Source organism: Gluconobacter sp. NFX36 (assembly GCF_049887835.1).
Classification (GTDB): domain Bacteria; phylum Pseudomonadota; class Alphaproteobacteria; order Acetobacterales; family Acetobacteraceae; genus Gluconobacter; species Gluconobacter japonicus_A.
On record NZ_JAGEKJ010000010.1, the window covers coordinates 29460 to 52634 of the forward strand.

Below are 23175 nucleotides of genomic sequence, written 5' to 3' on the forward strand. Positions count from 1 at the left end.
CTCCTTAAAGATAACTTGCAAGGGTCATCCCCTTCATGTCTGCAATGATGGAATAAGACGCCTGTAACTGATTGTTGGTATCATTAATCTGAACTGAAACCTGTGCGAGATCAGCATCTTTTGTTGTTCCCAACTGCGTCGTCAGCGCGGATTTCATCTGCTCCAGCATAGCACTCTGGGTGGTCAGACTGTTCTGCTGAACACCAAGCACTCCACTCATATCCGATAGCCCATCTATCGCTGCTGTATTTGTATCCTGAAGGCCTTGAATAAGCTGTGTATAATTGGCTCCCTCAGAATCCACTGACCCAAGCGCTGCGACAACCATCAGGTTTCGCATCAAATCCCGAATAGGCGAACCTGTGGAACTTCCAGAAGACGCGTTTCCCTGCGTTGCAACTATTCCTGCCGTCGCTATCTCATTTTTTCCCGTCACAATCTGCAAATTCTGTGCTGACGCTGTTGTGGGATCTGTCGAAAGCGATGAGGAAAATGGCTGATTGTCAACAGTGTTACCCGCCAATGCCAGGGTGGACGACAGAACTGAGGACGCATCTGCTGTTCCCAGTTGGTTCACTGCCTGAGAAATGGATGATGCCAGATCAGAGTTTCCTGGATCACCACTCACCGGTGCTTCTGAAGACTGTAAGCCGGAGAATATATAGCTGTCTCCCTGCTGGGTATTAAGCAGATTACCAAGCGACGTAAGAGCTGTTTTAGCCTGCTGGGCAGCAGTGTCTATTGTGCTTGAGGACATACTCCCGGCGAGGGTGGACAGTGTTTCATTCAGATCACTGGCAATGGTCGAAATCTGGCTCAGAACAGACTGCGTTGTGGTTAACCTGTTCTGAGCAGTCGTAATATTACCACTCCATGCACTGACCTGTGTGATAGCAGGCTGAAGTGCCAAAGCCTGTGCCCGCGAATTTCCAAGTCCTACATAACTGTCTGACACTACACCGGTGGAAGCCTGTGCCTGCAAACCATCCTTTTTCTGAGACAGTGACGTCAGATTCAACGTCTGCTGAAGAGAAACGCCGCCATACCCAAAAGAAGTCACTGTCCCTGTCATTTTCAGCTTCCAACCGCATTCAGAAGTGCCGTAAACATACTCTGCACAGAGGAAATAACTTTCGCATTTGCGGAATAGGCATTCTGCAACGTCACGATATTGGCCATTTCTGTATCTACAGAAACGCTGGACGTTTCAGAAAGACTTGAAGACAAGCTGCTCTGTGTTGTCTGAGCAAGAGAAAGGTTACTTCTGGCTGTATTGGCCGTTACCGCTTGGTTAGCAGTCAACGATGTCGCAAGCCCGATGAGACTTTGAGAACCACTGTACCCCGTGGATAACTGACCCGTCACTCCAAGGCCGGTAATCGGTGCTTCCGTCTGGCTACTCCCATCTGACTGGGTTGTACCAAATGCATACGACAAAACATTCTGAACAACACTCGTGCTACCAGAAGCAAGCAGAGACGGATCATCCTGATAGGCTTGAGAAACCTGGATATCCTGTGCAAACCCTACACTTCCTGCCGGGGTGATTTCTGTTTGAGATGCTCCAGGAACAGTGCCATTCGAGGCAGTAAACAATGTCATTCCCTGTGCACTGAAACGACTGGCCGCCGTATAAGCCAGGGAATCAAGTTGAGCCTGCATTGTCGGAAGAGTTGTATCACGCAGAGTGATATTACCCCCCAGGGTTCCCCCTGTCAGATGTCCGGTAATATCTTTTCCGTTCAATGTAATAGCCGGAATGGAATTAACGTCTGAAGTTCCTGGATAGCTCATACTGGTCGAAATCTGAGCTTCTGAGGTCGTCAGAGGCCATGTCCTGGACACCGCATTGGTCGCCCCTGACGTCGTATTATGCGTTGGCAATGTCAGCCCGCCTGATGTCGTAATAGACATGTCGCCGTTGGCTGACACTTTCCATGAAACGCTCAAATCACTGGAAAGCGAAGATAATGCCGTGAACCGTTGATTTTCCAGATCAGCCGTATCAAGACCCTGACTTTTCAACGTCATGATTTTTGTTGAAAGATTTCCAATCGTTGTCAGGTTGGTATTGATATCTGACACAGATGAAACAACAGCATCCTGTGCATTTTGACGCTGAGTCTGCGTCGCTTCTGCCAGGGAGTTGAGCGATTGGGCAAAACTACTGGCAGCAGCAAGAACCGTACTTTGGGTTGTCGAACTGGAGGACGTTGCCGTTAGGGATGTCAGTGCTGATTGAAGATTTCCCAGTTGGTCTGAAAGCGTGCCACTACTGCCCGACGTCGCAGATGTAGACCCCTGAAGAGCGGTGATGGCTGAAAGGGAATTGCTGGTCGCTGTGTATTCTGCCACGTCAGCATTCTGTGAATACAGGGCGGCCTGAATATTCGTATTCGTCGCCAAAGTCGTCGTTGCCCGACGAACACCACCACCTGTTCCATCATTGACAACAGACTGAACGTTGGCGACTTCCTTGATATAGCCACCTGTAGATGCATTGGCGACATTCTGGGATGCCGTGGACATTCCATACTGCACAGCCTGCAGGCCGGATGCGGCAATCGAAAGTGAATCCGTCAAACCCATGATTCAGATCTTCCTTCCATGCAGCCTTACTGGATCATCGCCAGAGTGGTCTGAAGAAGCTGGTTAGCTGTGGTGACGATCTTTGTATTCGCGCCATAGGCCTGCTGGGCTACGATCAGTTTGGTCAGATCGCTGGTGAGATCTGTCGTGGAGCTTTCGGTAGAACTGGTGCTCAGCGTGCCTGCGCCATTTGTATTGACGGCATTGACAACCGGTGCCCCTGAAGACGCTGTAGCAGTATAGGCCTGTCCGTTCTGAGCTGAGAGACCATTCGGGTCTGCGAACGTGGTTAGTGGAATCTTGGCCAGTAATTGAGACAGACCATTATCGAACGTCGCCATGACCGAGCCATCTGTCTGCATCGAAAGACCGGTAAATGTTCCGCTTGTTACACTGTTCGTCGTCATGGTCGGATTTGTGCTGTAGCTTCCGCCATCCGTCGAAAGGCTAACTCCTGAACTGCTTCCAATGGTTCCAAGACTGACCGTCATGTCCTGAGGCGACCCTGTGTAAGAAAATGTCGCTGCAGATCCCGTTGACTGGGCGGCCCCGTTTACGGAGGCCAGTGTGCCGTCACTATTAAATGTTACGGTCGCCGAGTTACTGGCATCCGCCGAATTACTGACAGTCCATGTCAGAGGGTCTGAACTGGATTGTGCCCAGTTCAGGCTAACAGTCTGGGCATTTCCCTGACTGTCATAGGCCGTTGCCGTTGAGGTGTTGCTTTGGCCTGTTCCTGTCGTGCTGCCGATAGCCGCAGAAAGCGACATCGTCGTACTTTTCGTCGGTTGGAATGCAACCGAGTCCGGGATATGGATCGGAGCCAGCGTGCTGCTCAACGCACCTGTCGACCCCACCTGATAACCCTCAAGATAATAGCCGGATGTGTTGACCAGATAGCCTTGATTATTCTTGGAAAAATCACCGTTCCGGGTATAAAATTGCTGGTTGTTAAATGTAGGGGCCGTACTAGAGCCCGTACTCCCCGTTGGCTGCACAACATTGAAAAATCCGTTTCCGGAAATCGCAAGAGAAAGCGTATTGGTTGAGGAAACAACCATGCCCTGCGTATCCGTATGCTGCCGGGTTGTTGCGGCGACACTGTCGCTTAGAGACTGCCCGTCACTCGCCAGGTCATTACTCGTCACATAATCCGCAAAACTTGTCGTGGTGGCCTTGTAACCCGTCGTCTGGCTGTTTGCGATGTTATTGGAAAGATCGCTGAACGCATGAGACTGGGCGTTGAGGCCACTGACAGCTGTATTGAGAGAATTGATGATCGACATGGCGGACTCCGACAGAACTGAGGCTTCGGGCCACGCGCCCGATTGGTATCTGGTCTGACAGTTCCACAGGAAGCGTTAATGAAACCCTTACATGCTGGCTTTTTCCCAGAAGGCTTGGCCCTTTCCCTTGCTGATACTCTTCGAGAGCTCCACCAAACAAAGCATGATGACCTACTGGCTCTTTGGGCTGGAACAAGGCAATATATGAAGACATGCCAGTGCCATCCGATGACTCCTCGAAGCCCAGAATCCCTGACGATTCTCCCGTAAAACCTGCAAGATTTGTGCAGGGCAGCATCATGCGCCACGTCATCACGATGGCTGGGACAGGCGCTATCGGTCTGATGGCTGTTTTTGCGGTCGATCTTCTCAATTATTTCTACATTTCCCATCTGCACGACCCTGCCCTGACGGCAGCCATCGCCTTTGCGACGTCCCTGAGTTACGTGCAAATCTCGGTCTCAATTGGCATGACCATTGGTCTAGGGGCCTGCATCGGGCGTCTAATTGGTGCCCGACAGCACGCTGAAGCCCGGCGACTGGCTTCAGCCTTTATTGCCGTCATGGTCGCCATTGCAGCTGTTCTCGGTCTTCTGACGGCGATTTTTGCAACGCCGCTTCTTCAGCTTCTTGGCGCGCGGGGAACTGCTCTTCAAAGCGCCGCCACATTTCTTCACGTTGTTTCCCCGGCTTTGCCTCTGGTCTGTCTGGGAATGGCACTTTCCGCACTTCTTCGCGCGGTTGGCGATGCGAAGCGTTCAATGCGCATTACCCTCACCGGCGCGCTGGTTTCCGCCATTCTCGACCCTCTGATGATCTTTGTACTGCACCTTGGCCTGGAAGGTGCAGCGATCAGCACCATCCTGTCCCGGTGCGCCATTACGGCCAGCGGTTTCCTGAATCTTCGGGGGCACGCCATGCTTGAGTGGCCAAAGCGTGACGCTTTTGCTCCGGCTCTCCAGAAAATCGGCGGCATTGCCGTTCCTGCCATTGCGACAAATCTGGCCACCCCTACAGGAGCACTGTTCGTTACCCATGCGATGGCGCAGTTTGGGTTAAATGCTGTCTCCGGCCAGGCGACTATCGACAGGATTGTTCCTGTCGCTTTTGCTCTCGTCTTTGCCCTGACAGGGTCTGTTGGGCCGATCATGGCGCAGAATCTGGGTGCAAGACAGTTCGACCGCGTACGCGAAGCCCTGATGGCAGCCCTTAAACTCACCGCCCTATGCGTAGGAACGACTTGGTTCGTTCTTGCCGCCGGGCACAATATCATCCTGCATATGTTCAACGTGCAGGGAATTGGCGCGGAAATTGTTCGGTTGTTCTGTTGTTGGTTGGTGCTCAGCTATATGTTCGTTGGGCTGCTCTTCGTTGCGAATACAGCCTTCAATAACCTTGGCCATCCCTTTTACTCGACAGGCTTCAACTGGGGACGAGCAACCCTTGGCACCATCCCTTTCGTGTGGCTGGGGTCGGGCTATGGCCCTATCGGCATTCTGGTAGGACAGTCTCTCGGCGTCGTAATTTTTGGAACGCTGGCTGTTTTGACCGCCTTCCACGTTATTGGACGCCTGGGGCATCATCAGACGCATTGAGATGCGGAAGCGCTCAAGCCTCCGCATCCATACGTTTTTCAGGGCGCCGGGTTGGAGTGCACCTGATGGATCTCATTGATCTTCGCCTCAAGCTCCGGCGTGATCTCAAGATCAACAGAACCAAGAATGGTCTTCAACTGCTCTGTACTGGTCGCACCAATAATATTGGACGTCACAAACGGGCGTGATGTTACAAAAGCAACGGCTAGCTGGACAGGATCCAGTCCTTCTGCCTGCGCCAGTGCATGGTAGGCCTCAATTGCAACATCTACCCCAGGCTTCTCGTAGCGCTGGCCACGATTGAACAGCGTCGTACGCGCTCCAGCCGGCCGAGCCCCGTTGAGGTATTTCCCGGTCAGATACCCCTGAGCCAGTGGAGAGTAAGCCAGAAGTCCCACATTTTCCCGCAGACACATTTCTGCAAGACCGATCTCGAAGGTCCGATTAATCAGATTGTAGGCGTTCTGAATGGAAGCAACGCGCGGGAGCCCGGTTTTTGAGGCAGCCAAAAACTGCGACACCCCCCAAGCCGTCTCATTGGACAGTCCAACGTGCCGGATTTTACCCTCTGCAACCAGATCTGCCAGAGCACCAAGGGTCTCCTCAACAGGCACTTCATCAGCATCTGGCAGGTCACGGAATGTCGTCCCGCCTTCCCCGAACAGGCCCACTTTCCGGTCAGGCCAGTGAAGCTGGTAAAGATCCAGATAGTCTGTTCCCAGCCGACGCAAAGAGCCTTCAATGGCATAACGGATCTGTGCAGGCGTCAGCCGCGCTTCTTCCCCACCAGGCCGAAACCAGGGTGAAGAGCTGCGGCCGACAATCTTACTGGCAAGAACGATCTTGTCTCGCCCTCCACGCCCTTTCAGCCAGCTTCCGACAATGGTTTCCGTCGCACCATAGGTCTCGGCGCGCGGCGGAATAGAATACAGTTCGGCGGTATCGATAAAATTAATACCGCTCTCAAGCGCCATATCAAGTTGGGCATGACCTTCAGCTTCAGTGTTCTGCTGCCCAAAGGTCATCGTTCCAAGGCAGATTTCACTGACTTTAATGCCAGTACGTCCAAGTTCACGCTGTTTCATGTAGGAGCCTGATAAAAATATACAGAAGGATGAAGTGCGATGTTTAGCACAGCCAGACCAGTGACTCACTCTTGAGAAATTCTTGATTACCGTAACAAGAGCTCTTCATCTGATCGTGCTATTTCTGTTCGAAAACCTTTTGGTAAAAATTCAGCTCTCTTACCAAAGCGTCTTCAACAGCATTTCGGTCTCGAAACCCATGCCCTTCCTCTGGATAAACATGCAATTCTGACTGTTCGAGTTTTGTACTCATTGCCTCAGCCTGTGACAGAGGCACGACCTTATCTGCCCCTCCATGCAGGAACAGGACTGGAACATTGATTTTGGCAGCATGCGTTATGGGAGAACGTTCGAGGTACACAGCCTCGTCTTCTGGATAGCGCCCAATCAGACCATCCAGATACCGAGCTTCAAACTTATGTGTTTCTTCAGCCAGCGCCCGAAGATCCGTCACGCCGTAAAGCGACGCCCCGGCAGCGAACAGGTCTGAATGAGCCAGCGCAGCCAGAACAGTCAGGCCACCAGCACTACTGCCCCGGATGACACATCTGTCGGGATCCACCAGCCCACGCTCAATCACCGCCCGCACACCAGCCAGACAGTCTTCCACGTCCGCAATGCCCCATTGCAAATCCAGAGCCTGCCGGTATTGACGCCCGAACCCTGTTGAGCCTCGGTAATTCACATCAAGAACGGCAAAACCGCGCGATGTCCACCATTGAATCTTGAAGGCAAAAGACGGATTGGCTCGTCCCGTCGGACCACCATGGACCATTACGATCAACGGAGGTTTTTCGCCTTCCGCAAGACTGAACGAACTACTCGCCGGTGGATAGAAAAGAGCGTGAGCTTCCTTACCGTCTGCCGTCGGGAAGGAAAGTGGCTCAGGTTTGGAGAGATCGTCCTGCGTAACGCCGTCGGGAAAAGAAATGCTTGAACGAAAATATTCACAAGCACCGCTCATATCGCCAACGGCAAGAGCGGGAGCGGCATCTTCCGCAGCATTGATCCAGGCGAAATCACCATTCGTCAGTGGCTCCGGGACATTAACCGGAGCCCCCATCAAAACATCGCGCCACTGACCTTCTGAGAAATGCAGAACACAATTCCGGCCCTGACGAATTCCCAGCGTCAGGAGTTCTCCATGTGCGAGCGGCAAAAGCGTTCTCTGGCCAAAGACCCAATGTGGAAGACCGATTTCTGCATCTGTCGGAGGCAAAAAACAGACCGTCCAACTGTCCCCCTCACGAATGAACCGGAGAGGCGACCAGCGTCCACAGGCATCGGATGTTGCATACAGTGTTCCCTCCTCCGCCCATCTTGGTTCGATAATGCTGCATTTCTCGTCTCCACTCAGATCCGTCGCCGGGCCTAACGTCAAACTGCTTCGATCCAGAGAGGCCACATGCAGCGTTGTCGCCGTCCAGGGCATTTCCGGATTCTGCCATGAAAACCATGCCAGAAAAGCACCGTTAGGAGAGGGACGCGGTGCAGCATAGAAGTCTGCTCCTTCTGCAAGCACTCTCTCCGTTCCTGTCAGATCAATATAGACAAGCGCGGCGACAGGTATTCCGGTGCCATGCGTCTCCCGAACACAGAAAACGCCGTTTTCCCCCGGATCCCATGTCAGATCGGCATAGCGTCGTTCTGGCACGCATTGCCCATCAAGCACCCGCAAACAGCCCGCTCCATTACTGACCCAAAGGCCACCAGTTTTCCGATCACTAAAGACCACTTCTGGTTTGCCGTCGTTCAGCCGAACATCCCACGCACCACCGCCATATTCATGAACACGGGTGCCAACACTCCGCTCAGAAGGCGTCAGGTCCACCAGAGTGCCATCAGGTCTGCGACCCACAATGACCGATCGTCCCTGTTCTTCAGGCCGCGTCTCCAGCCAGAAAATCCAGTCCCCCGCAGTTTTCAGTTCAGTGAAAGAGAGCGTCCGTCCGGCAACAAGATCCGGACCGACCCAGGAAGGCCAGTTTCCAGCAACGGGGGAGTGGCAAAGCTCAGTCATTTTTCATCCTGTGTCTGATGTCCTAGTATCGTAACCGGCGGCTTTGTCTTCTGCCATCTTCTCTACGGGATCACGACACTGTTTCACCTCACGCAATTTCTCGATCATCTGCTCCAGCAATATGGTTATGGCGTCATTGGCGTGACAGTCATGCTGGAAAGCATGGGTTTGCCGCTTCCCGCAGAGAGCATCATCATCGCAGCCTCCCTATATGCAGGCAGCACGCACCACCTTCATATCGAGTGGATCGCATTGGCTGCGGTCACCGGTGCCATTATGGGGGATAATTTCGGATATCTGCTGGGCCATCATTTTGGCTACAGCATTCTGAAAAAGCACGGCAAAAAAGTCGGGTTGACGGAAGAGCGTCTCATGCTGGGACGATATCTTTTCCGCAAACATGGCGGCATTGTTGTTTTCCTTGGACGCTTCGTTGCCATCCTGAGGGTTTTCGTTGCCCTTCTGGCCGGAGCAAACCGAATGCCCTGGCATTCGTTTCTCTTTTTCAATGCCTTAGGTGGACTGTTCTGGGCTGGCGGCTATGCCTTCATCACTTACGAGTTGGGAAAGCAGATTGAAAAGATTACCGGACCGGTTGGCATCGGCCTCGCGGCCATCGGAGTCTGCTGCCTGATTGGAGCGTTTGTCTTTCTCAAAAAGAACGAAAAACGCCTGACGGATGAAGCCATGAAGCAGGCTGAAGAAGAGGAAAAGCATTCACATTCGAATGCGAAAGACAAAGGAAACCACGGATGATACGCTCCCCTCACGCGGCCTGGTCCCTCGACACACTGGAACGTCTGGATGGCCGGACCGCTCTCATTACCGGCTCAACAGGGGGGCTTGGATTTGAAGTGGCCTGTGGTCTGGCACAACGGGGAGCCTTCATTATTCTGAGTGGACGCAACCTTGAGAAAGGTCGTGCTGCTCTGAACCGTTTGTATGAGCGAGTGCCCAGCGTTCAGGGACGCTTCGAAGTTCTGGACCTTGCTTCCCTTGCTTCGGTCGCCAAATTCACAACAGCTTTACGAGACAGGGGTCAACCGATCCACCTGCTGGCCAACAATGCAGGTATTATGGCCCCCGCATCCCGACTGACAACAAAAGACGGGTTCGAACTGCAATTTGGCACAAACCATCTTGGTCATTTCGCTTTAACAGGCCGGTTATTGCCCCTGTTGGCTGCTGGCAATGCTACTGTCATGACCGTAGCCTCCCTCGCCGCCCTCAAGGGAGAACTACCATTTGGGGATCTGAACGCACGCCACCAATACAGCCCCATGGCGCGCTACAGACAAAGCAAATTATCCAACCTTCTCTTCGCTGCTGAACTGAACCGCCGGGCTCATAAGGCTCCATGGCCTATTCACTCACGGGCAGCCCATCCGGGCTGGGCCGCCAGCAATATCGTTGCCAATAATGGTGCACTGGATACAGCAGGCAACCCAATCAGCCGTTGGGGACGTCGCATTGCCCGCAGTTTCGCGGGACCAGTATTTCACGCTCTAGGACAGACGGTAGAGGAGGGAGCCTGGCCGCTCCTTTATGCTCTGGCGTCTCCAGAAGCGCGGGATGGGGAATATTATGGTCCGCAGGGAAAAGCTGAACGCACAGGTGTGCCAGGAGAGGCAATCTGGCCAGAGCTGGCTAAGGATCATCACCTGGCTGCACGGCTCTGGTCAGTGTCCGAAGAAATGACAGGTGTCAAATATGGTCTCCTGTGAGACCATATTCTGGTGTTCAGTCTCCGTAACCATTCGGATGGGCTTCACGCCACCGGAAGGCAGTCTCAACGATCTGGTCCAGCGTTCCAAATTTCGGCTTCCACCCGGTCTCTTTCTGAAGTGTCGTTGAATCAGCAACTAAAATTGCAGGATCGCCCTGTCTGCGTGGAGCAGCTTCCCAAGGGACTTTTCGACCACTGACCCGTTCAACGCTCTGAATGATTTCAAGGTTGGAATACCCGCGGCCATTGCCGATATTGTAAGCAACGCTTCGGGTTTCAATTTGCTCAAGGGCACGGATATGAGCGTCTGCCAGATCCGTTACATGAACATAATCCCGCACGCAGGACCCGTCTGGAGTGGGGTAGTCTGTTCCAAACAGCTGAAGGGAAGGACGACGTCCAAGAGAAGCATCGATTGTCAGAGGAATAAGATGCGTCTCAGGACGATGATCTTCGCCTGCTCGACCTTCTGCATCTGCTCCGGCTGCATTGAAGTAACGAAGGCTAGCACTTCGTAAACCATAAATAGAATCAGCCCAGTGCAGAACACGCTCAATCAGAAATTTGCTTTCTCCATAGGGAGACCCAGGAGCGATCAGAGCAACTTCCGAGATCGGCTCCGAGCGTTCCGGCCCACCAAATAAAGCTGCTGTAGATGAGAAAACGAGTTTTTTGACGCCCGTCTCAACACATGCCTGAATCAGATTCAGTGCTGTTAAATAATTCTGACGAAGATAATAAAACGGTGTCCTTATGCTTTCTCCTACTAGGGAAAGAGCTGCAAAATGTAAAACACCGTCCCACTTGCCCTGCGCAACTACCGAATGGGTAGCTTCATAATCTATTAAATCAATCTGATGAAACAAGACATTCTCTGGAACGGCTTCCCGGTGCCCAGTGCTAAGATTATCAAGGACAACAACCTCGTGCCCGGCATCGAGAAGTGCCAGAACGACATGACTGCCAACAAATCCCGCACCACCGGTAACAAGATAACGCATACGTGAAGCTAACCTCTTCCTGTTCCCTGAATTCAGTTAATATATTCGCCACCCTCGAGCGTTCTTGTCCACTCCAATTCCCAGCCCGGACCTAATTTTTCTCTCCACTCAAACCTTTTGATTTTAAATAGAAATGAGAAAAATTCCCAAAAAATAATCCTGTATTTTATATGATAGTATATTCAGTATAATTATCTATAATATTTATTATAATAGGACTAGATTATACTAATTTAGTCCTATCCCGATATTCAAATGAACGTCCAAAGCAATCCTGGCACACGATATGAAATCTCTTCTCTGACAGAAATGGGAACAGAGGCGAGAACCCGAAGAAACTCTTCTGCGGTTGGAGCAACTGCCGCACTTACGAGCCATACAAGAATATCGTGAGACGTCGTCTCTTTACCAGGAACAAAAGGAAGCGGAGCACGATTGGCAGCGTAGGAAATCTTCTCCGCAGGAAGAAGGCTAAATTTCTCCCATTCACTGACTTCACGGCGTTCTGCCGCGACCTGTTCGATACCCTGCGGCAGATCTCCATTAGGATTAGGTATAAAAACCAGATGCAAGCCGGTGACGGGATTATAGGCAGCGTATTTGTTTTCTCCGACAGAGCGGAGATTATAAACCAGTTCGCTTGCAAGACGGTCATCTCGCTGCATGTGCATAAGACGATGGGTTCCTGGTTGCCCATCTTCTTCATAGAAGAACGTCAAAACATTTGGCGTATCATTATGAACCGCTGCATATATTGGAACCAGATGGCTCTGTTCAGCAATATCGGCAGTCGTATGCATGATTCGATTTTCATTCGGAAGCAGGTAGAGGCTGGTATCAAAAGCCGACTTCACCTGAAAGACAGTCGCCCTTCCCTCTCCATGAGGTGCAAACATGTTTTCACCCTCAACCTTGTACCAGGTATCTCGTAGTGTTGAGATGGCACGGTCAAGCATGACACGATAGATATCTCGCAAAATACGGTGAGTTTGAGGAATGAAACGCAATGGCTCATGATCCGCCAGTTCATTGCGATTAAAATGATCCCAGTACACCGTGGAATCACCAACATCCGCGTTCAGACGTCTTTTGATCCGCTGGATGTAGTGTTCCATGCTGCGGCAGATATAATGCATGACAAAGGCATCATTCCAGTCGATGTCCTGATTTGCATCCTGTCCATTTACCAAACGACCGTCAGGCCTGACGTAACGATCTACCGGAATGTCATACCAATGAGGGTTATGGTAATGATCACCCAGTTTTTCGGGACGTACAAAGCTCTTGATCAAGCGATTATCGCCAAGTTCTGACGTAGAGTGCTGAACAAACGCTTCAACTGTTGTAATTTTAGGTCTTACGACGCGGTCAGAACTTCCTTGAATACGCCATGACAGAGCAACCGCATCAGCATGATCAAATTTTGAAAAGAATTCAGGCAAGCTATCTTGATGCTTCAGGTAGACATATTCGTCGCCATCGAGAAACCCGATCCAGTCGTAATGACCTTTAGCCATCTCGGCCGCAGCCATGAAACTTCTGCGCTGCCTTTGATAAAAATCAGGCTCCTCAATAGGATCTGTCCGCATGACTCTTACGTCGCAGACAGCCGCAGCAGACTGGATGATATCCCAGGTTCCATCGGAAGAATGATCATCAAAAATGAAAAACGTTTTGACGCCAAGCGCTCTATGCCAGGCAATCCATCCCGCAATGTCAGAAAACTCATTTTTGACAAAGAGCGCTATTGCTACGGTTGGAAAAGCCGTCATCTGCCTAGATCCACTTCAAAATGACCAACACGGTAAGTCTGTTTACGTTAACACCTAAGTGAGAAAAACCATATCACTCCGGTCGCATTAACCAAAATGAGGCTTCAAAAGCAGAGTTTCTCTATCTTTTTTCTGAAAGAAAAACATCCATTCAATCATGGCCTGACAACAATCATGATAACAATAATAACCATAAGAATAGTTGGGATCTCATTCGCTATTCTATAATACTTTTCTGAATGGTTATTCTGATCTTGGAGAAATAATTTTCTCCATCGACTGCATGCGCCATGAAATCCCATTAAAGCAACCACGCAAACCAGTTTCGTCCACCACCAAACGCTGTGCCAGTCTACCAAACCCGGAACTGAGGCCATAAGGCCACCAACAACAACTGTGACGATCATCGCCGGTGTCATGATCTGCCGAAGTAACTTGCGTTCCATAATCTTGAAACGCTCACTTTCAGAGGTACCCGGAACTGTTTGTGTATGGTAAACAAACAACCGAGGCAGGTAGAATGTTCCTGCCATCCACGCCGTAAACGCCATGATATGCAGGGAGAGAAACCAGTTCAGGTGCGTGGCAAGGAAATCTGTCATGCCTGTTTCTGGCTTTCAAGCACATCACGAAGCAGTGGTACCAACTGAGACAGGTGGGTAATTTTCACAAAACCTGGTGCAGGCCAGAACGAAGGGAGCGGCAGATCTTCTGAACGAAGTAATACACAGCTCATTCCAGCCTGGCGAGCAGCTTCTGCGCCTGTATCGCTGTCTTCAATCACAACACAGTTTTCTGGCAGAACACCTTCGCTCCTTGCCGCGTACAGATAAACTTCCGGAGACGGTTTCGGCGCATTCATGTCATTCGCTGAATGTACGCGGTTTTCCGGGAAAAAATGTCCCATTCCAGCACGCTCAAACTTGACTTCCATCTCTGCGACAGAAGAATTTGAACCCACACGAAACGGCATTCCCAAAGACCGTATTCCCTGCATCATTTCAGGCGCCCCATCTACAGGTTCAGCCATTTTTTTCATAATGCGTACAAGATTATCCCGCATTTTGAATGCCGTATTTTCTGGAAGAATACGGCCTAATTCGCCTTCCAGTTCTTCTACAATCTGGGGCAGGGCTTTGCCCGCAAAACGGTCATGAGCGACCTCATCCGAAATATCCAGACCAAGGGAACGAGCAAATTCTGCCGTTGCTTGACAAGACGCCCGCTCGCTGTCCACGAGCACGCCGTCGCAGTCAAAAATTACCAGTTTTAACTGGCCTTCTCCGTCAAGAGCCGTCGTCATACCGCCCTCACCGCGTCAACAAGAGCACCAACATTTTCAGGTGGCGTATGCTGCATGACACCGTGTCCGAGGTTGAACACGTGAGGTCGACCTTTCAGGGAATCCCGAATGGCCTTAGCTTCCCGTATCATAGCTTCTCCGCCAGAAAAAAGCGCCATAGGATCCAGATTACCCTGTAGGGTAATGTCCGGTACCAGCTCTGCGATCTGGGCAGGGTCTGCCACTGTATCCAGGGCCAGTGTGTTCACGCCGGTCTGCGCTGCATAGTCCCGCACCATGATTCCCCCCAGACGCGGGAAACCGATAATCGGCGTCCCGGGATGGATCTCCCGGATATGACGCACAATCTGGCGAGTCGGTTCGATAACGTAGCGCCGGAATGCTGCAGGCGGCAGAATGCCAGCCCAGGAATCAAACAGCATGACGGCTTCTGCACCCGCTTCAATCTGACCACACAGCATCTCTGCAGTACTGACCGTGAGAGTTTCGATCAAGCGGTCGAAAAGTGCCGGTTCGGTCTGCATCATCTGTCGGGTTGCTGCAAAATCGCGTGATCCACCGCCCTCAACCATGTAGCACGCCACAGTGAAAGGACTGCCTGCAAACCCTAGCAAAGTCGTAACGTCGGGAAGAGATTTGCTCAGACGGGAAAGAGTTTCCCGCACAGGAGCTGTGGCTTCCAGTACGCGTTTCGGGTCCAGCCTTTCCAGATCTGCAGCAGATCGGACCGCACCCAGAACCGGGCCACGACCATCAATGAATTCGAGCGACTGGCCCATAGCCCAAGGCAGGATCAGAATATCTGAAAACAGGATGGCTCCGTCCATGCCATAACGGCGAATGGGTTGAAGCGTCAGTTCTTCGGCCATGTCTGGTGTCATGCAGCGGGTTAGAAAATCAGCCTTGTCCCGCATGGCCCGAAATTCGGGAAGGTAACGGCCAGCCTGACGCATGAGCCAGATTGGCGGGGGCCAGACAGCTTCACCCTTGAGCGCTCTGAGAAGCGGTTTGGATGAGGGGGAGAGGGGTGCGTTTTCCGAATTCATGCCGCTCACTAACCATGAAAGAAAAAAGAAAGAAATCCTGGAGGATAAGATGATCCCTGTGGAAACTGGGGTACCCGGCTTTCTGAAAATGTACCCCGTCTTACTCACACTGTGTACAACTCCGAAAACCGCAGCGATGCAAGGGGCTCAGGATTCTATCCCGTTTTACTCACAGACCCCCTGTGTACAACCCCCAGTTTCGAGAGGTGTACCCAACAATCCACGGTACTCGGTACCTCATTCGGGGACTCCGAGTACTGTCCCCATGTACCCCAGTACTGACACAATCTTTTCACCGGGTCATACGCAGTACTCGCACAGACACATGTCGTCGATAGTTTGGAGTCGCATCTTATGACCACACTAAGTACTTCATTGATTCTCGCGAGCGGATCTTTGGCTCGACGAGTACTTCTGGAAGAAAGCGGTCTGACACTTCATCTTCGGCCCGTGGACGTGGATGAAGAAGATTTGCGAGCGACCTGTGAAGCAGAAGGCAAGTCTCTTGGTCAGACCGCAATGACTCTGGCAGAAGCAAAGGCATTGAAAGCTGCAGAAGCAGGGACGGAGACAGATCTGATCATTGCGGCAGACCAGATCCTTGATCTGGATGGGACAGTATTTGCCAAGCCCAAGACACTGGAAGAGGCGAAACACCATTTAAGGACACTGAGAGGCCGGACACATCACCTCCAGACGGCTGTGGTGCTTTATCAAGGTAATCAGAAAATTTGGGAGAATCTGGCTGTTCCAGAACTAACCATGCGAGAGTTTTCCGATGCTTTTCTGGAAACCTATCTCAAACGGGAAGGGGAGGCGCTTCTGGGCTGTGTCGGGGCTTACAGGCTTGAAGGACCGGGCGTTCAGTTGTTTTCACGCATTATAGGAGACCATGATGCTGTTCTCGGGTTGCAGCGTCTCCCTCTTTTGCAGGCTCTAAGAAGGCAGAATGTACTTCTGACTTAAAAAGTGCTTTTTTGGCTTGTCAGCGGAAAAGCATCCTTATATACCGCCCACACACGGCTTCGCCCCAACGAGGCCGTATATGAAACAGTGGGGCCATAGCTCAGTTGGGAGAGCGCTTGAATGGCATTCAAGAGGTCGTCGGTTCGATCCCGATTGGCTCCACCAGTTTCCCTAAGATTTTCATAAAATTATGTTATGCAACCATAGTATGATTATGGTTTGGCGTAGGTCAGCCAGGCGGCTTGACCAGATCAGCAATCATGCCCCCTGTTGCCAGTAACGCATCCTGAGGAGCTAGTTCCAGGAGGAGGCCACGATCTCCACCGTTTATAACAACGGGCGGTCCGTCCATGGCGCTTTGCTCGAAAGCTGTTGGTACGACGCTGCGCTGACCGAACGGACTGACACCTCCGATCCTGTAACCTGTTCTCTGCTCGGCATCCGGACGCGAAAGCATCTTGGCCTTTCTTCCACCAAAAGCCGTCGCTACGCGCGCAAAATCCAGTTCCCGATCTGCGGGAAGAACAACGCAGGCGGGGCGCCCGTCGATCTGCACCATCAGGGTTTTCAGCACATGATCAGGTGCCAAGCCCAGCGCAGTGGCAGCAGCCACCCCCAGCTTTCCGGCAGACGGGTCGTAATCGTAGATGCGGCGTTGATAGGTAATCCCCAGAGCATCCAGGGTTAATGTGGCTGAAGTGTCCTGTTCACTCATCAGTAAAGTCTCGTTCTTTGATATTTTCCTGAAGGATGACACCTCGGGTGAGGGGATGCTAGGGTCGTGATCTCTTCAAAAGAAAGAACAGGATGTTATGGCTGCTGCTATTCTGGCCTGCATGCTGGCATCTGCCATGCATTACCGGCTTCCACCTCGTGTTCTGCCCGCTATCCAGCGGGTTGAAGGCGGTGTGATGGGGAAAGTCAGCCAGAATACAGATGGATCTGTCGATATTGGCCTCATGCAGATCAATTCACGATGGATCCTGCCCATTGCTTCCATGACGCATCAGACACCATCACAGGTTGCGGCCAGACTGGCTCTGGAACCGTGTTTCAATGTCGCGGCGGCGGCAATGATTTTGAGAACAGCTCTGGATAACGAGCATGGTAATCTGCTGCGCGCAATCGGGGATTATCACTCCCGAACCCTTCCTCTGAACATGGCGTATCAGCGCAAGGTTATTGCTGCCGCCACCGAACTTTACGTCAGACAGCCTTCCCGAGGATAGCCAGACGGAAGATGTTATCTTATAACGTCCGTCCTTCTGGCTCCGTCGGGGAAACTCATGCATCGTTTCCGAACCCTGTGTCTGGTCGGTTCGCTGCTGACTGCACCTGTTGCTTCTGCCGCAACCATGCCTGTGGTCTGCGTTGAATCTGTCTGGTGTAATATTGTTGCTCAGATTGGCGGATCTGAAATTACGACGCAGGCTTTGATCTCAACGCCCGGTATTGATCCTCATGAACTGACGCCGACTCCTTCAATGGCACGTCAGACGGCGCATGCGGCACTCGTTGTGCTCAACGGCGCAACTTATGATGACTGGGCGCTTCCATTCGTTTCGTCTTCTGCATCTCGCGTTATTGCTGCGCAGGAAGCTGGGTGGAAAGTGGGTGACAATCCGCATCTGTTTCTCAATCCAATGGCCGTTCGTAAGGTTGCTCTGGCTACAGCACGTGCTTTGATCAAGCAGGGGCTGAATCAAGAAGCGGTTCAACAGCGCTTGGATATTTTCCTGAAACAGATTGATGATCTGGAAACACGTAGTGAAAAACTGCGTCAAAATTACGAGGGAACAGCCATCGCTGCGATGGAGCCAGTCGGGGCTGATCTTATCCAGAATATGGGGTTACATATTGTGGATACAGGTTTCGCTCTGGCCGCCATGCATCATGCAGAGCCTACTCCCCAGGATGTCGCAGCGCTTGAAACTGCGCTGGATAAGAAGACCGTCAGGCTGCTGATTGTAAACCCTGCTGTAAGGTCGCCGCAAATTGACCGAATGGTGGAGAAGGCCAAAGAGCGTGGTATGCCCATCGCTGTGATTGGGGAAACATTACCTCCGGGATTGTCATGGCAGGACTGGGTGTCTTCAATTATTGAGTCCGTTCAGAAGGCCCTTGATGGCGCATCCAGATAACCTTTTCCTTGACGGGGTTACGCTCTGTGCAGGGCGCAAAACCATTCTGGACCATGTCACGCTGACAGTTCCCATAACGGGAATGACACTTCTGGCAGGTCGAAACGGTTCCGGAAAATCGACTTTTCTAAAAGCCTGTCTTGGTCTTGTTCGCCTGCAAAATGGGGTCCTTCTTGTCAAAGGGCAGCCGCCTGAAACGGCCTGTAAACAGATTGGCTACATGCCTCAGGGTCTGAATAATGCTGCCTTGATGATCCCGGCGATCAGTCATGTCATGGCTGCGATGAACGGTGCGCAATGGGGCGTTCCTCTTCCGTCTCGCAGCCGGCGGGAGAATGCTGAACGCTTGCTGGCTCTGACGGGTGCGCTGTCTTTTGCTCGGCGGCCTCTTGGTCTGCTGTCGGGGGGCGAGCGCCAAAGGGTCTGCCTTGCCCAAGCCCTGACAGACAGTCCGAAGACGTTGCTTTTGGATGAACCTTTGGCGGCGCTGGATCACGAGGCGCAGCATCAGATTGTATCTCTGTTGAATACCCTGACACGGGAGCTTGGACTTTCCATTCTCATGACGTCTCACGAAACGGAGGCTCTGGATGGGAAAGTGTCGCGTATTCTGAAGCTGGAAAATGGCAGTCTGCATGTTTGAGTTTGAATTCATGCGACATGCGTTTCTGGGATGCACGATTGTTTCTGTATTGGCCGGAACGGTGGGATGGTTTCTGATTCTGAGGCGTCAGGCTTTTGCAGCCCACGCTCTGTCTCACATTGGCTTCAGTGGAGCAGCTGGGGCGGTCTGGCTGGGCGTTTCACCTCTTTATGGCATGATTGCTTTCAGTCTGCTCGCCGGTCTTGCGATGGGGAGTGAAGCAAAAGGCGTTGTTCTATCGCCCCACCGGGACAGCATGATTGGCCTCGTTCTTGCTGCCAGTCTTGGTCTGGGCACATGGTTTTTGCACGAAGCGAACGGCGCTTCCAGCATGGCAACAACGCTTCTGTTTGGAGATGTTCTTGGCATTGATATGCCCACGTTGCTGGCTCTAACGGGCGTTGCGGTATTGTGTTTGTCGGGACTGGTTTTTCTTGGCCGACCGCTTCTGTTTGCAAGTCTGATGCCGGATGTTGCTCAGGCCCGTGGAGTTCCTGTTCGCCTTACATCCCTCGGTTTTATGGCAATCGCGGCTCTAGCGTGTTCTGCCTGTGCGGAGGTTTCTGGCGCACTTTTGGCTTTCAGCCTGATGGTTGGCCCGGCGGCAACAGCGCTGAGGCTAGGTCTTGGACCTATTGCAGGCTTGGTAAGCGCCGTGGCTCTGGCTTTGTTTCTCTCTTGGGGAGGACTCGCTCTGTCATGGATGACAGACATACCCGTTCCGTTCTGGATCGGTCTTGGTGCCGCCGCCTTTTATGGAATGGCCTGTCTGGTCAGACGTTAATGGGCTGTCATTGTCACAAGACGAAAATGAATCAACCCGATAAAGGCAATCAGGCAAATATGAAGAATAATGAGCGCCTTTAGCGTAATGACGGGCGCATCACGCGTTGTATCCGGAGTCTGAGACGGCATTATAAACCTCCACACGTTTTCTGCTTATAGCCACTTTAAGGCCACACTATACGGAAAATATAGTTTTTTACGAAAAAACAGCGTAGGCGCGAAAAACCTGACAGATTGCTCTATGTTAGTATCGCTATGTCAAATGATACGAAAACATCTCGACCTGTTCGTGAACAGATAGATCTCTCCAAAATCGAGGTCTCACCGAATGCGAAACTGATCCTGATGCTGGCCGCTATGGTCGCCGCAATTTGCGGTGGTCTTTACGGCTACGATACGGGAATCATTTCTGGCACTCTTCCTCTTATCGGTGAAGACTTCCATCTGAATTCCACCATGAAGGAAAGCGTGGCTTCCGCTATTCTTCTGGGGGCAGTCTTTGGTGCTTTCGGAGCTGGTTCCCTTTCCGAGAAATTTGGCCGTCGGACAACAACCTGCATTGTCAGCGGGGTGTTTGTTCTTGGTGCGACAGCCTGCGCATTTTCTCCTGATGTCTGGAGCCTGATTGCGGCCCGTTTCGTACTTGGCCTTGCTGTTGGTGGCTCTACACAGGTGGTTCCGATGTATATTTCGGAACTCGCACCTCAGGAACGGCGCGGTAGTCTGGTGACAATGTTCAATGTTGCCATCGGTTTGGGCATTCTGCTTGCTAACATCATTGGTCTGACCCAGCGGACAAATTGGGGATGGCGCCCAATGGTGGGTATTGCCGCCATTCCTGCCGCCATCGTCTTCGTGTCCATGTTCTTTATGCCCAAAAGCCCTCGCTGGTCGGCTGAAAATGAGGGCATGAAGAACGCCATTCTCCATCTCAGTCGTATTCGGACGACTAAGCGCGCAGTCCGCAAAGAAGTGGAAGCGATCCGCGAGAACGCAACGGACATTGATCCTAAGAACCGCGGCTGGCGTGGCCTCTTCCAGCCTTGGGTGCGCCCGGCGCTGGTTGCTGCTCTTGGCGTCGCTTTCTTTACCCAGTGTGGCGGGCTTGAGATGATGATCTACTATGCCCCAACCTTCCTGAACGATGCTGGGTTTGGTGCGTCCTCCGCCCTATGGGCGTCCCTTGGCGTGGCAATTGTCTACTGCATCATGACTTTCCTGGGCTGTCTGTTTGTGGATAGGATCGGGCGCCGTCGTCTCATGCTGATCATGGGCCCAGGGGCAGCCCTGTCGCTGGTTGGTCTGGGCATCATGTTCATGAGCCATCCGGCTCCAGGGAGCGTTGGATCGTATCTGATCGTTGCTTTCCTTCTGCTGTTCATGATGTTCAACTCTGGTGGCATTCAGGTTTGCGGTTGGCTTCTTGGTGCGGAAATGTTCCCGCTTTCTATGCGTGGGCAGGCAACATCCCTGCACGCAGCGACACTGTGGGGGGCAGATCTGCTTGTGACCAGTACAGCACTGACAATGGCCGAAGGAATTGGCCTGACATGGACGATGTGGTTCTACGCCTTGGTCAACTTGGCCTCTGTGATCTTTGTGTTCTTCTTCGTGCCGGAAACTTCTGGTGCGTCCCTTGAAGACATCGAAGATGCCCTTCTGGAAAACCGTTTCCGTCCAACACGGGAAAACAAGCGTATTGTGCCTGAAGAAGATGCAGAGGACGCTCGGTCCGCAGCATGATACGGTTCCTCCTTTCTTCAGGAGGAACCAATATGGACGTTATCGCAAAACGGGTTATTGCTGCGCGAAGTGGCAATAACCCGTTTGTTATTGGGCGTATGAAATCCGGCTGGTTGGTGCTGGGTGAAACACAACCACTTCCAGGATATTGCCAGCTTCTGGCAGATCCCATTGTTTCATCCTTGAATGATTTACAGGGTGAGGCAAGGATCCAATATCTTCTGGATATGGCTGCTGCTGGAGACGCCTTGCTCGCTGTGACAGGCGCTTCGCGCATCAATTACGAAACATGGTGCAATTTAGCGCCGTCGCTTCATACCCATATCGTGCCTCGCTATGCGAGCGAGGAGGAAGACAAGCGCATCAAGGCTGCCAGTATTTCCTATGATTATGCCGCAGCAAGATCTTTCGATCCGGAGCAGGACAGAGCTTTCATGGATGCAATGAGACGGGAGCTAAGTGTGGAGGCTTAGTGGCAACGTGTTGCCAGAAGATACCAGAGACGAAAAACAGTAGTTTCACAAAAAGTCTGTCGTTGAAGCTCAGGTCGTTTCCAGATGAGTTTGAAGCGCGCCTTGAGCGTCCTGGCCCGAGACAGGTCTTCGAGGAGGTCTTTGGACTCCGCTGTCAGCATGTCCGGATAGCTGAGAAGACGCTGCACATTAGACTCAAACGTCGTCATGAAGGTGCTTGGGCCACGTTTTATCGCAGAGAGGCCTCGCTTGAGTTTGGAATGTTTTGCACCGACCGTATTGCGGGAATGCTGTCGGTAATAACTCACACAGCGGTTATCAAAAAAAATCTCACCGCCCGCCGCCATTGTCAGAAGATAGGCCCACCAGTCATGCAGGGTATGAGCAGGCGGAGTAGTGCCATGCATGAGGTGACAGGCAGCAGAGTTGATGACGGCCGTATGACCAGTTGCAATATTCTGGGTTAGGGCTGAGGCGAAGCAGGGACTCCGGTGTAGTCTTTCGGACTTGCGAAAAACATTCAGCTTACTATCTGTCAGATATTGGCGTGCACAATAGATCGCCGGGATATCTGAGGGCTGAGACCGAAGCCAGTCTATAGCCCATTCCAGTTTTTTGGGGTGCCAGACGTCGTCTTGGTCAGCAAAAGCGACAAATGGCGTTTCCGGGATCGATTCCAGCAGATGAAGGTAAGAGGCTCCGACCCCGCTGGCTTCCGGAAGAGATGTAATCTCGACGCACCGTCCATGGCCACGATGTGCTGCAAAAGAAAGCATGATGACGCGCGATGCATCTGTCGATCCATCATCTCGCCAGTAAAGAATCCAGTCCGTGTGCGATTGGGCCAGAATACTGTCGAGTTGTGCGTTGAGATAGGTTTCGCCGTTATAAAGCGATAGGAGAATGGCAACGCGCGTTGTTCTGACAGCACTTTGACTTGCTCCTCCCCGGATCATCTGCGGGTTCCAGCGGCGGTTGCCGGATTGAGGAGAAGACATGA

At 52.1% G+C, this 23175-nt stretch carries 23 protein-coding genes and 1 tRNA gene; 11 read left to right on the plus strand and 13 right to left on the minus strand.

All coding sequences use genetic code 11. The features are described from left to right. Window positions 1-4 precede the first annotated feature (4 nt). Genes J4P41_RS11160 through flgE form a run of 3 tightly spaced genes read right to left on the minus strand, consistent with a single transcriptional unit; the run spans window position 5 to window position 3875 of the window. Complete coding sequence (locus J4P41_RS11160) at window positions 5-1072, minus strand: flagellin (protein ID WP_426067190.1); 1068 nt, start codon at window positions 1070-1072, stop codon at window positions 5-7. A 2-nt stretch (window positions 1073-1074) separates the two neighbouring features. Next, on the minus strand, window positions 1075-2589 hold the full coding sequence (gene flgK / locus J4P41_RS11165) for a flagellar hook-associated protein FlgK (RefSeq protein WP_426067191.1): 1515 nt from the start codon (window positions 2587-2589) through the stop codon (window positions 1075-1077). 26 nt (window positions 2590-2615) lie between these two features. Further along, window positions 2616-3875 (minus strand): flagellar hook protein FlgE, encoded by a 1260-nt coding sequence (gene flgE / locus J4P41_RS11170; RefSeq protein WP_426067192.1) that lies wholly within the window; start codon window positions 3873-3875, stop codon window positions 2616-2618. Between the two features lie 299 nt (window positions 3876-4174). On the opposite strand from flgE, the gene J4P41_RS11175 reads away from it, so the two are divergent. Continuing rightward, window positions 4175-5470, plus strand: coding sequence for an MATE family efflux transporter (locus J4P41_RS11175; RefSeq protein ID WP_415514793.1), 1296 nt, complete (start codon window positions 4175-4177; stop codon window positions 5468-5470). A 38-nt stretch (window positions 5471-5508) separates the two neighbouring features. On the opposite strand, the gene J4P41_RS11180 is transcribed toward J4P41_RS11175, so the two are convergent. Together J4P41_RS11180 and J4P41_RS11185 are read right to left on the minus strand one after the other, a co-directional pair. Continuing rightward, complete coding sequence (locus J4P41_RS11180) at window positions 5509-6555, minus strand: aldo/keto reductase (protein WP_034880817.1); 1047 nt, start codon at window positions 6553-6555, stop codon at window positions 5509-5511. Window positions 6556-6673: 118 nt separating this feature from the next. Further along, a complete protein-coding gene (locus tag J4P41_RS11185; RefSeq protein WP_426067193.1) occupies window positions 6674-8575 on the minus strand; it encodes an alpha/beta hydrolase family protein in 1902 nt (633 codons plus the stop codon). Between the two features lie 150 nt (window positions 8576-8725). Here J4P41_RS11185 and J4P41_RS11190 point away from each other — a divergent pair, with 150 nt between their 5' ends. Then, entirely contained in the window at window positions 8726-9331 is a 606-nt protein-coding gene (locus tag J4P41_RS11190; protein WP_426067261.1) for a DedA family protein, read from the plus strand. Further along, entirely contained in the window at window positions 9328-10299 is a 972-nt protein-coding gene (locus J4P41_RS11195) for an SDR family oxidoreductase (protein WP_426067194.1), read from the plus strand. Before J4P41_RS11190 ends, J4P41_RS11195 begins: the two co-directional genes overlap by 4 nt. Before the next feature lie 16 nt (window positions 10300-10315). Here J4P41_RS11195 and galE read toward each other — a convergent pair whose 3' ends face one another. The 5 genes from galE to hemE form a co-directional block, all read right to left on the minus strand. Then, complete coding sequence (galE, locus tag J4P41_RS11200; RefSeq protein ID WP_426067195.1) at window positions 10316-11302, minus strand: UDP-glucose 4-epimerase GalE; 987 nt, start codon at window positions 11300-11302, stop codon at window positions 10316-10318. Between the two features lie 251 nt (window positions 11303-11553). Then, window positions 11554-13074, minus strand: coding sequence for a glycosyltransferase family 2 protein (locus tag J4P41_RS11205; RefSeq protein ID WP_426067196.1), 1521 nt, complete (start codon window positions 13072-13074; stop codon window positions 11554-11556). A gap of 155 nt (window positions 13075-13229) precedes the next feature. Next, entirely contained in the window at window positions 13230-13676 is a 447-nt protein-coding gene (gene hemJ / locus J4P41_RS11210; RefSeq protein WP_023944354.1) for a protoporphyrinogen oxidase HemJ, read from the minus strand. After that, the gene (locus J4P41_RS11215) at window positions 13673-14377 is read right to left on the minus strand and encodes an HAD family hydrolase (protein WP_426067197.1); all 705 of its coding nucleotides are present in this window, start codon (window positions 14375-14377) and stop codon (window positions 13673-13675) included. Before J4P41_RS11215 ends, hemJ begins: the two co-directional genes overlap by 4 nt. Then, complete coding sequence (gene hemE, locus J4P41_RS11220) at window positions 14374-15423, minus strand: uroporphyrinogen decarboxylase (protein WP_426067198.1); 1050 nt, start codon at window positions 15421-15423, stop codon at window positions 14374-14376. Before hemE ends, J4P41_RS11215 begins: the two co-directional genes overlap by 4 nt. 354 nt (window positions 15424-15777) lie before the next feature. Between hemE and J4P41_RS11225 the strand changes: the two genes are divergently transcribed. Beyond that, window positions 15778-16389 carry a Maf family protein gene (locus J4P41_RS11225; protein ID WP_426067199.1) on the plus strand — a complete coding sequence of 204 codons (612 nt, stop codon included), beginning with the start codon at window positions 15778-15780 and terminating at the stop codon, window positions 16387-16389. Between the two features lie 89 nt (window positions 16390-16478). Beyond that, a tRNA-Ala gene (locus J4P41_RS11230) sits at window positions 16479-16554 on the plus strand. A gap of 64 nt (window positions 16555-16618) precedes the next feature. On the opposite strand, the gene J4P41_RS11235 is transcribed toward J4P41_RS11230, so the two are convergent. Further along, window positions 16619-17104 carry an aminoacyl-tRNA deacylase gene (locus tag J4P41_RS11235; RefSeq protein ID WP_211567914.1) on the minus strand — a complete coding sequence of 162 codons (486 nt, stop codon included), beginning with the start codon at window positions 17102-17104 and terminating at the stop codon, window positions 16619-16621. A gap of 97 nt (window positions 17105-17201) precedes the next feature. Here J4P41_RS11235 and J4P41_RS11240 point away from each other — a divergent pair, with 97 nt between their 5' ends. Genes J4P41_RS11240 through J4P41_RS11255 form a run of 4 tightly spaced genes read left to right on the plus strand, consistent with a single transcriptional unit; the run spans window position 17202 to window position 19957 of the window. Beyond that, window positions 17202-17618, plus strand: coding sequence for a lytic transglycosylase domain-containing protein (locus J4P41_RS11240; RefSeq protein ID WP_010502927.1), 417 nt, complete (start codon window positions 17202-17204; stop codon window positions 17616-17618). A gap of 57 nt (window positions 17619-17675) precedes the next feature. Next, window positions 17676-18530, plus strand: a complete 855-nt coding sequence (locus tag J4P41_RS11245) for a metal ABC transporter solute-binding protein, Zn/Mn family (RefSeq protein ID WP_426067200.1) — start codon at window positions 17676-17678, stop codon at window positions 18528-18530. Continuing rightward, complete coding sequence (locus J4P41_RS11250) at window positions 18514-19173, plus strand: metal ABC transporter ATP-binding protein (protein WP_426067201.1); 660 nt, start codon at window positions 18514-18516, stop codon at window positions 19171-19173. Before J4P41_RS11245 ends, J4P41_RS11250 begins: the two co-directional genes overlap by 17 nt. Beyond that, window positions 19166-19957: a metal ABC transporter permease gene (locus tag J4P41_RS11255; protein ID WP_426067202.1), complete on the plus strand. Its 792-nt coding sequence runs from the start codon at window positions 19166-19168 to the stop codon at window positions 19955-19957. Before J4P41_RS11250 ends, J4P41_RS11255 begins: the two co-directional genes overlap by 8 nt. On the opposite strand, the gene J4P41_RS11260 is transcribed toward J4P41_RS11255, so the two are convergent. Next, complete coding sequence (locus J4P41_RS11260; protein ID WP_268828103.1) at window positions 19954-20088, minus strand: hypothetical protein; 135 nt, start codon at window positions 20086-20088, stop codon at window positions 19954-19956. The genes J4P41_RS11255 and J4P41_RS11260 overlap by 4 nt on opposite strands. Window positions 20089-20214: 126 nt before the next feature. Here J4P41_RS11260 and J4P41_RS11265 point away from each other — a divergent pair, with 126 nt between their 5' ends. Both J4P41_RS11265 and J4P41_RS11270 read left to right on the plus strand, forming a co-directional pair. Continuing rightward, window positions 20215-21702, plus strand: coding sequence for a sugar porter family MFS transporter (locus J4P41_RS11265; RefSeq protein ID WP_426067203.1), 1488 nt, complete (start codon window positions 20215-20217; stop codon window positions 21700-21702). A 32-nt stretch (window positions 21703-21734) separates the two neighbouring features. Beyond that, window positions 21735-22175 (plus strand): HIT family protein, encoded by a 441-nt coding sequence (locus J4P41_RS11270; RefSeq protein ID WP_426067204.1) that lies wholly within the window; start codon window positions 21735-21737, stop codon window positions 22173-22175. Here the strand turns inward: J4P41_RS11270 and J4P41_RS11275 are convergent. Next, complete coding sequence (locus J4P41_RS11275) at window positions 22172-23173, minus strand: glycosyltransferase (protein ID WP_426067205.1); 1002 nt, start codon at window positions 23171-23173, stop codon at window positions 22172-22174. The genes J4P41_RS11270 and J4P41_RS11275 overlap by 4 nt on opposite strands. Window positions 23174-23175 lie beyond the last annotated feature (2 nt).